The following is a 13,017-nucleotide window of genomic DNA, read 5'->3' on the forward strand; positions in this document are numbered from 1 at the left end:
GGCATGCGCCGGGGCTCCCTGATCGCGGTGGCCGTGATGGCCCTGCCCCTGGCGCTGCCGGGAACCGCGCTCGCACGGGAGAGCGCGGTTTCGACGCGTGCGGGCATGGCAGGCGATGTCGCGATCGAACTGGCTCGCCAGACCGGGTCGAGCATCGTCGTCGCCGACGCCAGGGTGGCAAGCCGCGTAATCCCCGCCCTGCGCGGCCGGATGGAGCCCGCCGAGGCCGTCCGCCGCCTGGCACAATCGGCCGGTGGACGCGCTATCGCGGTGGCGCCCGGAGCTTGGCGCATCGAGGCCGCCCCGAGCCGCGCCTACACGCCCCAGCCCTCTGCCTCGCGCCCCGCCTCCGCCACGCCGCCTCCGCAGGAACCGGCCGAGCCGATCGTGGTCATCGCTTCCAAGCGTAACCTGCGCATCGGGCAGCTGCCGGGCCAGGTCTCGATCCTCGACGGAGCCTCGCTGGAGGCGGGCGGTATCGGCGGGACCGAGAAAATCACCCAGCGCATCGCCACTGTCACCTCGACGCACCTGGGATCAGGCCGCAACAAGCTGTTTATCCGCGGCATCGCCGACAGCAGTTTCACCGGGCCGACACAGGCGACGGTGGGCCAGTACCTCGGCGACCTGCGCCTGACCTACAATGCTCCCGACCCCGACCTGCGCCTGTCCGACATGGCCCGCGTCGAGGTGCTGGAGGGGCCGCAGGGGACCCTATACGGCGCCGGGTCGCTGGGCGGCATCATCCGGCTCGTACCCAACCCGCCGGTGCTCGGCGAGAACAGCGGCTCGATCATGCTGGGCGGCTCGCTGACGCAGGACGGCTCGCCCGGCGGCGACGCGGCGGCGACGATCAACCTGCCGGTGACGCCGGCCATCGCCTTGCGCGCCAATATCGATGCGGCGAGCCTCGGCGGATATATCGACAAGCCCCTGCTCAAGCGCGACGACGTAAACCGCACCCGCATCCTCGGCGGCCGGGTGAGCCTGCGTGCCGAGATCGCGCCGGACTGGACGGTGGACCTCATCGCGCTGGGCCAGTCCACAGACGCGCGCGACAGCCAGTACGCAACGCGCGACGGGGAACCTCCGCTCAGCAGCGACGCGAGCGTGCGCGAGGGCTCAAAGGCGGACTACGCGATGGGGCAGCTGGTGATCTCCGGCCGCATCGGCGAGATGCAGGTCCGCTCGACCACCGGCGCGGTGCGCCAGCATCTCGAGGAGCGCTACGACGCCAGCCTCGACGCCGACAACCCGCGCCTGTTCGCGCAAGAGAACCGCACTCGCATGATCGCGCACGAAACGCGCCTGTGGCAGCCCGAGCGCGGCGGTTTCGGGTGGCTGATCGGTGCCAGCTACACGCACAATTCCACAGTGCTCTCGCGCGGGTTCGAAACCGAGTTCACCACCGCCAGTGCCACCGGTGTGCGCAACACTATCGACGAGTTCACGCTCTATGCCGAGGGCAGCCTGCGCATCCGCCCAGGCCTCACCGCGACAGCGGGCGGGCGGCTGACCTATTCGCAGCTCGGTGGTTCGGCCGAGGACGTCTCCGCCGCCGTCGCCTTCGCGCGCGCCGCAGTGACCGCCGACCGCTCTTCCACCACATTCCTGCCCTCGATCGCGCTCAATGCCGAGCTGCTGGAAAAAACCGCGCTCTACATGCGCTACCAGGAAGGCTTCCGGCCCGGCGGCTTCGCGATCGAGAGCGATTTCGTCCGCCGCTTCCAGGGCGACCGCACCGGCACATGGGAGTTCGGCGTGCGGCATGGACGTCCGGGCGCGGGCACGTTCGATCTTGCCGCCAGCGTCTCCTACACCCGCTGGCGAGACATCCAGGCAGACTTCATCGACAATTCGGGCCTGCCCAGCACCGCCAACATCGGCGACGGCCGCGTCTGGTCGGCCAGTCTGACCGGCGGCATCCAGCTCGCCACCGGCCTGCGCGTCGAGGCGGGCGCGACCTGGAACCAGAGCAAGGTCGACAAGCCGCCCGCCGAACTGATCGCGCTGGTCGCGCGCGCGATCCCGGTGACGCAGCTCGCGAGCACCAACCTGCTCGACGCCACGCTGGCGCGGTCGATGCAGGTGCCCAACATCGCGCAGTTCTCAGGCCGCATCGGCCTCGGCTGGAACCACCCACTGACCGAGGAGCTGCACCTCACCGCGAATGGCTGGGCCAGCTACGTCGGCAAGTCGCGGCTCGGGATCGGGCCCGAACTCGGCCAATCGCAGGGCGACTACTTCGACAGCGGTGCGGACCTACGCGTGGGCACGCTGCGCTACGGGGTGACGCTGTCGATGGACAACGTCACCAACTCGCGCGGAAACCGCTTCTCGCTGGGCACACCCTTCGGCACCGGCCGCGACCAGGTGACCCCGCTAAGGCCGCGCACCGTAAGGCTGGGGCTGGACGCGCGGTTCTAAGCCCGCCAACCGCCCGTCGTCCCAGCGAAGGCTGGGACCGCTGGGTGCTCTTGCGGCGATAGCCCGGCGCCAGCCAACCGCCAGCAAACGCCCAGCCTGACAAATCGGCCGGCCCTGCCGGCAGTCCGTGCCTTCGCAGGGACGAAGACTTCGGTTCGGTTCCCACTCCGCAAAATTTTTTCAAGGCTGTCCCCGCAGGTCTCCGTCTCAGGGTCATTACCGACCTGAAGGGACGACGATGCCTCGCTACCTGTCTGCCAAGACCCTTTCCAAGACCCTGCTGACCACCACCGCTCTGTTCGCGATCACCGCCGCCGCCCATGCCGAGGACGTGACCACCAAGCGGACCACCCCGCTCAAGACCTCGACCGTCAAGAACGGCGCGGCCGATGCCATCAACGTCACCAAGGACGGCGGCGTCACCCTGACCACCGGCACCGCGATCACGCAGGACAGCAACCACGCCGTCGCCAATGCCGGCGCTCTGACCGTCACCAACGCCAACGGCGCGGTCGGCATCGACGCCCTCGCGGGCACCAGCGGCGACATCGTCAACACCGGCACGATCACCATCGACGAGCCCTACACCGCCACCGACACCGACAAGGACGGCGATCTCGACGGCCCCCTCGCGCTGGGCTCGAACCGCTTCGGCATCCGCACCCAGGGCGACCACGTCGGCAAGATTACCCAGGGCGGCACCATCACCGTCGAGGGCAACGATTCGGCCGGCATCGCGCTCGGCGGCAAGCTCACCGGCGCCTTCACCCACGACGGCACCACCACCGTGGTGGGCGACCGCACCGTGGGCGTCTCGGCTCAGCAGATCGACGGCAACGTGCGGCTCGCCGGCTCGGTCGGCGCGCAGGGACTGGACGCCATCGGCGCGCGCTTCGCAGGTGACGTCAATGGCACGATGGTCGTGCAGGGCAACATCGCCGCGACCGGCTACCGTTACGCGACCGCCCCGGCGGACCCCTCCAAGGTCGATGCAGACGACTTGCTGCAAGGCGGCTCCGCTCTCATCATCGAGGGTAACGTGACCGGCGGCATCGTCCTTGCCGTCGCACCCAAGGCCGATGCCGCCAAACCGGACTCGGACGCCGACGGCATCGAGGACGCCAAGGAAGGCAACGCCAAGGTCGTCTCCTACGGCTCCGCCGCCGCCATGCAGATCGGCGCGGTCGACCACGCCGTGACCATCGGTCCCGTCACCAGCACCGCCAGCAAGTTTGGCCTGATCATCGACGGGTCGGTCGAGGGCCAGGGCGTCTATAAGGGCGTAGGCGCCAGCGGCCTCGTCATCGGCGGACGCGGCGGCGCCGTGAACATCGCCAACGGCATCGGCGTGTCAGGCAACGTCAGCGCGGCCTCGATCGATGCCAGCGCGACTGCACTGCGCATCGGCGCGGGCGCAACGACGCCGCTCCTGCAGAACACCGGCACGATCGCCGCAGGCACCGGCACCGCGGCACCGGCGGGCGCAGTGGCCACCGCCGTGCGCATCGATGCGGGCGGCAACCTCTTCACGCTCAAGAACAGCGGTACGATCAAGGCGTCCGCCGGCGAGAAGGGATCGGCCATCGCCATCGTCGACGCCAGCGGCACGCTGGACCTCGTCGAGAACGCCGGGACCATTTCCGCCACCGGCACCAAGGCCGGCGAAGGCCGTAATATCGCCATCGACCTCTCCAACGCGATCGGCGGCGCGACGATCCGCCAGACCGCCGTCGCCTCGGGCGTGACCGCGCCCTCCATCGTCGGCGACGTGCGGCTGGGCGCGGGCAACGACGTGCTCGACCTTGCCGATGGCACGCTGGCGGGCAACGTCAGCTTCGGCGGCGGCGCCAACACGCTCACCCTTTCGGGTGACGCGGCGCAGACCGGCGCGGTGAGCTTCGGCGCGGGCAACGACACGATGTCGCTCGCCGGGACCAGCGTCTATGCTGGCGCGGTCGACTTCGGGGGCGGCGTGGATGCGCTGAACCTGGCCGGCAGCGCGCGCTTCAGCGGCTCGCTCGCCAATGCCGGAAACCTCGCGGTCAAGGTCGCAGGCGGCACACTCGACATCAACAAACCTGCCTCGATCGCCTCGCTCGACGTGGGCGCCACCGGCGTGGTCCTCGTCACGCTGGACAAGACGGCGGGCGCAGGCTCGTCCTACAACGTCGCGGGCAACGCCAGCTTCGCCGAAGGCGCCAAGCTCTCGATCCGCCTCGCCGATGTCTCTACCGCGGAGGGCAGCTACCAGGTGCTCACCGCCGGCAACCTGACCGGCCGCGACAAGCTGGCGACTTCGACCGACCTCGTGCCCTTCATGTTCAAGGCCGAGCTCGACAAGGAGGCCGCCGCCAACACCATCGTCGTCGACGTCTCGCGCCGCACGGTGAAGGAACTGGGCCTCAACCGCTCGGGCGCGGCGGCCTACGACGCGGTGTTCCAGATGCTGGGCAAGGACGAGAAGGTGGAGGACGTGTTCCTGGGCATCACGAATGGCGACGCTTTCCGCGCAGCCGTGGGCCAGTTGCTGCCCGACCATGCGGGCGGCGCTTTCGAGGGCATCAGCCTGGGCACCCGCGCCCTTGCCCGCCAGATGCAGGACCCGCAAGGACCGATCGCCCGCAGCGGCCGCTTCACCACCACGCTCAACATGGCGGTCTGGGGCAGCGACCGGAAGACCGGTGAGAGCGCGGCCTACAAGCTCAACGGCTACGCCTGGTCGGCGACCGGCGAGTACGAGACCAAGCTGGGCCGCTTCGGCGGAACCTTCGCGTACCTGTGGAACAACCACAAGAACGGCGACGTCTCCAAGGTCGATTCGACCGCCTTCGAACTCGCCGCGCACTGGCGGGCCAAGTTCGGTCCGCTCACCGCCTTCGCGCGCGGATCGTACGGCAAGGCCGATTTCGACGGCGAGCGCAAGTTCGCGGGCGTGATCGGCACCGAACCGGTGAGCCGCACCATGGACGCCAAGTGGAACGGCACCTTCACGACGGCAGCGGGCGGCTTCGCCTATGAAGGCGGATCGCAGTTCTTCTTCTTCCGGCCCGGCGTCACTGCCGACTACGTGCGCCTGAAGGAGGATGGCTACACCGAAACCGGCGGCGAGAAGCTGAACCTCATCGTCGATGCGCGCACCAGCGACGAACTGGCGGTGAACCCCAGCATGACCGTCGGCGTCGATTTCCTCGGCATGCGCTCGGAGGACCAGAACTGGTTCCGCGTCGAAACCGAGGGTGGCTGGCGCGAGATCGTCAAGGGCGGCCTGGGCGCGACCACCGCGCACTTCGACGGCGGCCAGGACTTCACCCTCACCGCCGACGACGCCTCGAGCGGCTGGTTCGCGCGCCTGCGTGCGATCGGTGGGTCGTCGGGCTTCACGATGGGCGGGGAAGTCTCCGCTGAGGACCGTTACGGGCGGGTCGACCTGGCCCTGCGCGGATCGGTCTCCATCGGCTGGTAAGGGCGGTGCGCGGATTGACCCTCTCCGCCATCGTTCTGGGCACCGGGCTGCTACTCTGCTGCACCCCCCGCATGCAGCCCGGTGTCCTCAAGCCATCCGCATCCCCGAGCGAGGAGATACGCATCTCGCGCAGGGCCTGCTTCGGCTTCTGTCCAGTCTACACCCTCGCGGTAACGCCGGCCGGAAGGGTCGATTTCGAGGGCGAGCGGCACACCGCCGTCCTCGGACCGCGCTCACACTCGGTAGGGCGCGGGGTATACGAGAACGTGCGCCGAGCGCTCGCCCCGGTGCGCCCGGCAACGGGCAGCGAGCGAGAGGTCCCCTGCCCGGCGGCGACGACCGACATGCCGCGCCTCACCGTCGAATGGATCAGGGCGGACGGCACCCGCACCGCGCTGACCCAGCGTATGGGCTGCCGCGATCCCGATGTCGCCAGGATCGAGCGCACCGTCGAGGAGCAACTTCGCCGGCTCGAAGTGGACGAGTGGGCCGCGCAGAAGACCTGGCCCGGAGACCCCCGGGGCTAGGTGGACCCGGCGCGGCGTCCGGCTGTGCTAAAGTCTCGCCGCCAGCGGATGCTGCGGCGAGAGACCGTCGCCGAAGGTCATCGGCCCGCCCCGGTCGTCCGCCTGGCGCTCGGTGCGGTCGAACAGGTTCAGCACGTAAGTGAGGCCCGCCAGCCGCCATTCGCCTCCGCGCCGCTCGGCGGTGAAGAGGTAGCGGCCCCAGAACACGTCGTCGATCCCCGGCGCCGGATCGTCGGTGCGGCACACGATCACGCAGCCCACGTCCACCCTGGCCCGGTCGCCCGAGAGCGTTATCGACGGCATTCCGAACATGTGCAGGCGGCGCGCGTAGCCCTCTCCCAGCTCGGCCACGAACTTTCGGTACGCGGCGAAGTCGCCCTTGAACATGCCGAAGTCGAAGGTCGCCTCAGGCCAGAACACGCCGTCCAGCCGGCCCCAGTCGAGCCAGTCGATGAGGTTGGCGTATTCGGCGACCAGTTCGCCCAGCCGCGCCTTGGCAACGAGCGCCTCGATCGCCGCGTCAGACATGCTCGGCCACGTTCCAGTCGGCAAGGGTCGAGACGGTGTCATCGAGGCGCACCAGCGTCTTGCCGGTGGTTTCGCCCGACATGAGGCGGATGAAGGCGTCCGGCGTGGCCTCGAGCCCGGTCGCGACGTTCTCGGTGGCGATGAGCTCGCCCGAGCGCACCCAGCCGGTCAGCGCGTCCTCCGCCTCGTGCACCATGTCCGCCGCCTCGTAGGCGAGGAAGCCGCGCATGGTGATGCGGTTGACCAGCACCTGCCACATGTTGCGCAACGCATAGGGCTCGGTCTGGTGGTTGTAGTTGGCGATCATGCCGCAGACCGGGATGCGCCCGAACGCCTTCATGCGCGGCAGCACCGTGTCGAGCGTGACGCCGCCGACATTGTCGAAATAGAGGTCGATGCCGTCCGGGAAGGCCCGCGCGATCTCGGCGTCGAGGTCGTCGCACTCGCGGTAGTTGATCGCGCTGTGCATGCCGAGGTCCTCGGTGATGTGGCGCGCCTTGTCGTCCGAGCCGACGGAGCCAACCACCCGGCACCCCGAAAGCCGCGCGATCTGCCCGCCGACCGAGCCTACTGCGCCCGCCGCCGCGCTCATCAGCACTTCGTCGCCGCCCCGCATCTCGCCGTAGCGCTTGAGGCCGACGTAGGCGGTGATGCCCGACCAGCCGCAGGCGCCCATGTACGCGGTTAGTGGTAGGTCGTCCGCCACGCGCACGTTCTCGAACCCCACGCTGCCGGGCGAGATCACCGAATGCGTTTCCCAGCCGATGAAGGCGCGGCCGTAGTCGCCCTCGCGGAAGTCCGGGTTGCGCGATTTCACGACGCGGCCCAGCACCATGGTCGGGATCAGCCCGCCAATCTGCACCGGCGGCATGTAGCTCTTCACGTCATCGAGCATACCGCGCACCGCCGGGTCGATGGCGAAGACGCGGTTTTCAAGCAGGACCTGCCCCTCCCCGATGTCGAGCAGTTCGGCTTCCTCGATGCGGAAGTTATCGCGCGACGGCACGCCCGTGGGACGCGATTCCAGTACGATGCGGCGGTTTATCATTGTGCTCTCCCGGTATCCTGTGTGCGTGTCGTATGCGATCAGTCGGCGAAGCCCCGTTCGTTGAGGGCGTCGAACTTGCGCACGCCGGAGGTGTCGATGCGCTCCGCCCAGGCGCCCAGCACGGCGAGCACCGATGGCTGGCCCAGATGAGCCGCCAGCGCAGCCTCGTCGCGCCAGCGCTCGTAGGCGAGCACGGTGCCCTCCTCGCGGCTGTCGAGGGCGAAGTGATAGTTGAGGCAGCCGTCCTCCTTCAGCGTCGGCTCGACCAGCGCACCCAACGTGGCGGCGAGGTCCTCGACCAGATCGGGGGCGGTTTTCAGGTGTCCGGCCAGTACGATCATGTCGCTCACCACGCCGGCGCGTCGCCGGCGGGCACGGCCGGGCCGGCCAGCCAGTCGCCGGTGATGCCGATCCTGATCTCGGAACCCTTGGGCACTTCGGTGCCGGCATCGGGGGTCACGAACATGATGCGGTTCGGCGCCCAGACCGAACCGATGATCTCCTCCTCGTCGGCCGCCAGCGTCACCCCCGCCGCCGCGCACATTTCGAGAGCGCGCTCGCGGGTCTGGCCGCGCACTTCGGGTACGTAGGCCTTGGCGGGATCCTCGTGGACCTTGAGTACGCGGGCCTTCTCACGCTCCGCTTCCTCGGCCGCCAGGCCCTCGTCGAAGGCGGGGCCGTGGTAGTCGATCTCCCAGTCGAAGGACATCATGTTCTCGAGGATGTCCGGCAGGAACGGCGTCATCCGCAGATGCGACCAGTGCGACATGTAGCGCTCCATCGCCTCGTAGCTGTCGATGTCGCAGCAGTTGGCGAAGTCGAAGTCGCCCGAATGGAAACGGGTATGGACGACCTTGCCGTGGCTGTAGTCGCGCACCTCGCGGTTAAGGTGCGAGAGCTTCTTCACCTCCTCGATGAAAAGGTCGATCTTGGCGGGGTCCGCATCCGCCTTGAACTTCAGCATCACGACGTGCCGGATCATCAGTCTCTCCCGTGGCGGCGCCTTGTTCCCGGTCGTCGATTCGGTCGGGGTGGGCGCTGATTGTGGCGGGAGACTACCCCAGCGATTTCCGGCCGGTGCCTGTCAGATTAAACAGGCCCCGAAAGACGCAGCGTTGCGCGGGCGCCATAATGCATGTCAAATCGTTGCTGGCCCCGTCGCTTGTGTTGACGCCGCCCGGCCCGGGTGGGACCGCAACCTCAAGCGCACCGGCATCGAGCCACCGAGCGGGCGCGCGATGAAGAGAGGATCAAAGAGGTGGCCCGACAGTTCGCGCCGCGCTTCGCGGTCTATGTTGCGTTGGTATTCATGCTGCTCGGCGTGATGCAGTTGGCTGCGAGCCTGCTGTTCTACCAGTCGATCGACCGGCAGACGCTGAGCGAGGACCACGCGCGCCGTGTCGCCGAGTTGCTGGTGGTGAGCGACCGCATCCACGCGCTCGACCCGCAGTTGACCGCGCCGACCATGAGCACGCGCCACCTCGCGGCCGCCGTCGCCGCCGCGCCCAGCGTTGCCAAGGCAGACGACAGCGGCACGCTCGACGACATCGCACGGCGCATCGTCGAGTGGGAGCCTTCGCTCGCCGGGCGGTCGCTGCGGCTGGCGGTGCGGCAGGTCCACCACAACAAGCGCGACCTCATCGGCTCGATCCGGCTGACCGACGGCCATTGGCTGAACTTCCGTTCGCGCGACATGAACGCGGCATGGCCTGTCGCCCTGCGCGCCACGGTCCTGACTTTAGCGACCACGCTGGCCTGCCTCGCGATCGGCCTCGCCGCGCTCCACATCCTGACCCGGCCGCTGCGGCGTATGAGCGACGCCGCCGACGCCATCGGCCAGGGCCGGCAGGTCATCGTGCGCGAGACCGGCTCGCCGGACCTGCGCAAACTGGCCCACTCGATGAACGTCATGCAGGAGCGCATCGCCAGGCTGCTGCAGGACCAGGCCAAGTCGTTCGAGGCGATCAGCCACGACCTGCGCACGCCGCTCTCGCGCCAGAAGGTCGCCGCCGAACTGATCGACGATGCGGAACTGGGCGGGGTCATCCTTGCCAGCGTGGACGAGATGGAGGCGCTACTCGCCTCGCTCCAGCGCTTCCTGCGCGCCCAGCACCTCGCCGCGGAGCCCGAGACGCTGGAACTGGGCCAGACCGTGCGCGAAGTGCTCTCCCCCTATGGCGACCTCGCGCGGATCTGCGTCGAGGAACCGGCGGTGGTGGGTACTTTCCGTGAGCCGCTCGCGCTGGCGCTGCAGGCGCTGGTGGAGAACGCCATCCAGTTCGGCGCCGAGGCCCGCATCGCCATCCGCCGGGTCGACGGGCGCTGGTGCATCGAGGTTGCGGACTCCGGGCCGGGCATCCCGTCCTGCTATTTCGACGCGATCCTCGACCCGTTCTTCCGTCTCGACGCCGCCCGCGCGCGCGACACCAAGGGCTTCGGCCTCGGCATCCCGACCGCGCACCGGCTGATGATGCGCTTCGACGGCAAGCTGTCCTTCGCGGCTTCTCCGGACGGCGGGCTTATCGCTCGCCTGCAGGTTCCCGAACCGCAGGACGGACATGGCCCATGGGACCAGGCGCTCGGGTAGGCACCGGCGGACCGTCACCCGCCGTGGAAACGCGGGCGCCCGCCGCAGCGGCCGGAACATCAGCGGGACGGCGGTCGTTTCCGTGGCAGACGCCTGGCGCACTGCGCATGGGGCATAAGCTGCGAGGATAGCCCGATGATTTCGCCATACCGCCGCGCCTTGCCGCTCGTAGGCGCGCTCGCGCTGCTCGCCGGATGCGGCGGCGGCGACACCGATCCGTCCTCGCAAGCCTCGGGCACGGCCCCGGCGGACAGCGAAATCGCCGCGAGCGAGGCCGCTTCCGGCGCCCCGCTGGCGGCCGCCGACGACGCGCCGCTGGCGACGCCCGCACCCGCCTCACCCGCGGCGCCGATCTCCTGCTCGGCCGACGTCGGCGAAGCGGCCGCAGCCAGGCTGGCGGAACAATGCCGCGCCGTCTCCCCGGCCACGCGGCCCCCATGCAACGCCGCGAACTCCTGCGCGATGATCCGCAACGAGATCGCGCGCGGCTGCGCTATCCTCGGCGAGGACGCGGCCAAGACCCCGCAATGCAAGATCGAGCCGATCAGCCGGGAGGCCGCCGCCGACCTGGTCTCGCGCTTCTACGCGGCGATCAATGCACGCGACTATGCCGCCGCGTGGTCGCTGTGGGGACCGTACGGCAACCCGGAGCAGACGCTGGACGAGTTCGCAAAGGGGTACGCCAACACACGCCGCACCCACGTGGAGATCGGCAAGGTCTCCGGTGTCGAGGGCGGCGCGGGATCGCTCTACGTGACGGTGCCGGTGACGATCGATGCCGAACTGGACAACGGACGCCGCCAGCGCTTCACCGGCAGCTACGATCTGCGTCAGATCAACCGAGGCATGGGCATCTCGCAGGGATGGCACATCATGTCCGCCAAGCTCAAGCCCGCCTGATTCACCCTGGCACGGGCGCCCCGCGCGGGCGCCCGACCGAACCCCAGTCGACGGTGCGCGTCGCGTACATCACCCCCGCCAGCGCCACAAACAGCAGCACCGATCCGATCAGCAGCGACCACGCCTCGAGGTTGAGCAGCACGAACAGCAGCGCGTAGAGCCCGACCAGCAACACCCCGATGAACCGCGCCCGCTTCCAGCTTTTCAGCACGGCGGCGCTGTACGCGGTCAGCAATCCGATCACGGCCGCACTCGCCAGCAGGTAAGCGAGCGTGAAACCGACGACCTCGGCGAAAGCCAGCAGCAGCGCGAAGAACAGCACGAGGCCAGCGCCCGTCAGCAGGTATTCCACCGGAGCCACCCGGGCGCCGCCGACCACGTCGAACAGCAGGAAGGCGAGGAAGGTGAAGCCGATGAACAGGAACCCGTATTTCACGGAGCGGTCGACCTTGGAATAGAGGTTCACCGGCTCGATCAGGTCGACGGTGAGGGCGTGACCGGGCTGGCCGACCACTTCGTCGGCGCCGCCGGCCGAGACGTTGCCCGACGAGGCCGCGCGGATGACGGGCGTTTCAGTGGCATAGTTCGCTCCGGTCGCTGAACTGGGCGCGCCCACGTCTTCCATCGCCACCGGAGGCTGGCCGAGCGCCAGCTTGTCGACCGTATAGCGTGCGAAGAAGCCCTTGTCCGAGACTTGCGGCTTGTCCGGCAGGAACGAACCCGAGAAGCTCGGGTTGGCCCAGCTGGAAGTGACTTCCCAGCGCGTCTGACCGCCGCGCGGCACCAGGCTGATCCCGCCGCTGCCGCGCACGTCGAGTGCATAGGCGATGCGCAGCGTGCCCTGCCCGTCCCACGGCAGGAACGCGAAGAAGCCCTGCCCGCCCGACGCCGCCGGTCCCTTCCCCGGCTGCACTTCCAGCGGTTTTCCGCCCGCGAGAATCGAGCCGCCCGCAGTCAGCCCGCGCGCATCCGAGGTGCCGACGCGCACTTCCGCGCGGTCCCACATCAGCCGCTCGCGCGTGACGCCGAAGCGCTCGAGGTCGGCGGGCAGTGCGAAGGTCGCAGCGCCCTTGACCTGCGCGGTGAACAGGACCGAGCGGTAGATCGACTTGCGGCGCTCCTGCGGGTCGATCCGCGTAGTGACGCGGTTTTCGACCGGCGAGATATAGAACAGCTTCTCCACCTCGACCACGCGGCTGACCTGCTTGCCGTCGACCGTCTCGTTCTGTGTCTGGGTAGTGCGGAAGGGCACGACCACGACCGGGCCGGACAGCACCTGTGCCCCGCCCCAGCCAGCGTTGATCGCCGCCTGAGCGGTCTGCGACTGGTCCTGCCGGTCGTAGACGAGCGCGTAGACGAGCAGCAGCGGCGCGATCAGCACCAAGGCGATCAGGCCCACGAACAGCAGCTTGATGCCGGGCGAACGCTCGCGCCGTGGCGTGTCGTCGTGCTCCATGGGCCTTCCTTCTCGTTGGGCCCGAACATGCACGAGCCTCCCGCGATCCGCCACACCCATTCCAACGGCTCGCGACAAATA

At 69.0% G+C, this 13,017-nt stretch carries 10 protein-coding genes; 5 read left to right on the forward strand and 5 right to left on the reverse strand.

Annotated elements, in window-relative coordinates:
* The first annotated feature begins 3 nt into the window (after positions 1-3).
* The 3 genes from PMI02_RS18845 to PMI02_RS18855 all read left to right on the forward strand — a co-directional run bounded on the left by PMI02_RS18845 (position 4) and on the right by PMI02_RS18855 (position 6,417).
* Positions 4-2,427 carry a TonB-dependent receptor gene (locus PMI02_RS18845; RefSeq protein WP_007685791.1) on the forward strand — a complete coding sequence of 808 codons (2,424 nt, stop codon included), beginning with the start codon at positions 4-6 and terminating at the stop codon, positions 2,425-2,427.
* 238 nt (positions 2,428-2,665) lie between these two features.
* Positions 2,666-5,890 (forward strand): autotransporter outer membrane beta-barrel domain-containing protein, encoded by a 3,225-nt coding sequence (locus PMI02_RS18850; RefSeq protein ID WP_007685793.1) that lies wholly within the window; start codon positions 2,666-2,668, stop codon positions 5,888-5,890.
* Between the two features lie 5 nt (positions 5,891-5,895).
* Entirely contained in the window at positions 5,896-6,417 is a 522-nt protein-coding gene (locus PMI02_RS18855; RefSeq protein WP_369751241.1) for a DUF6438 domain-containing protein, read from the forward strand.
* Positions 6,418-6,444: 27 nt separating this feature from the next.
* On the opposite strand, the gene PMI02_RS18860 is transcribed toward PMI02_RS18855, so the two are convergent.
* The 4 genes from PMI02_RS18860 to PMI02_RS18875 are packed head-to-tail and all read right to left on the reverse strand — an operon-like array spanning position 6,445 to position 8,975.
* Positions 6,445-6,945 (reverse strand): nuclear transport factor 2 family protein, encoded by a 501-nt coding sequence (locus tag PMI02_RS18860; RefSeq protein WP_007685796.1) that lies wholly within the window; start codon positions 6,943-6,945, stop codon positions 6,445-6,447.
* Positions 6,938-7,993 carry an NADP-dependent oxidoreductase gene (locus tag PMI02_RS18865; RefSeq protein ID WP_007685798.1) on the reverse strand — a complete coding sequence of 352 codons (1,056 nt, stop codon included), beginning with the start codon at positions 7,991-7,993 and terminating at the stop codon, positions 6,938-6,940. The genes PMI02_RS18860 and PMI02_RS18865 overlap by 8 nt, the downstream gene beginning before the upstream one ends.
* 38 nt (positions 7,994-8,031) lie before the next feature.
* Positions 8,032-8,334: a putative quinol monooxygenase gene (locus PMI02_RS18870; RefSeq protein WP_007685800.1), complete on the reverse strand. Its 303-nt coding sequence runs from the start codon at positions 8,332-8,334 to the stop codon at positions 8,032-8,034.
* Positions 8,335-8,339: 5 nt separating this feature from the next.
* Complete coding sequence (locus tag PMI02_RS18875) at positions 8,340-8,975, reverse strand: Dabb family protein (protein WP_007685802.1); 636 nt, start codon at positions 8,973-8,975, stop codon at positions 8,340-8,342.
* Positions 8,976-9,251: 276 nt separating this feature from the next.
* On the opposite strand from PMI02_RS18875, the gene PMI02_RS18880 reads away from it, so the two are divergent.
* On the forward strand, positions 9,252-10,580 hold the full coding sequence (locus PMI02_RS18880; protein WP_007685804.1) for a HAMP domain-containing sensor histidine kinase: 1,329 nt from the start codon (positions 9,252-9,254) through the stop codon (positions 10,578-10,580).
* A 135-nt stretch (positions 10,581-10,715) separates the two neighbouring features.
* Positions 10,716-11,480, forward strand: a complete 765-nt coding sequence (locus PMI02_RS18885) for a hypothetical protein (RefSeq protein ID WP_007685807.1) — start codon at positions 10,716-10,718, stop codon at positions 11,478-11,480.
* Between the two features lies 1 nt (position 11,481).
* On the opposite strand, the gene creD is transcribed toward PMI02_RS18885, so the two are convergent.
* A complete protein-coding gene (gene creD, locus PMI02_RS18890; protein WP_007685810.1) occupies positions 11,482-12,936 on the reverse strand; it encodes a cell envelope integrity protein CreD in 1,455 nt (484 codons plus the stop codon).
* Positions 12,937-13,017 lie beyond the last annotated feature (81 nt).

The organism is Novosphingobium sp. AP12 (genome assembly GCF_000281975.1).
Taxonomy (GTDB): domain Bacteria; phylum Pseudomonadota; class Alphaproteobacteria; order Sphingomonadales; family Sphingomonadaceae; genus Novosphingobium.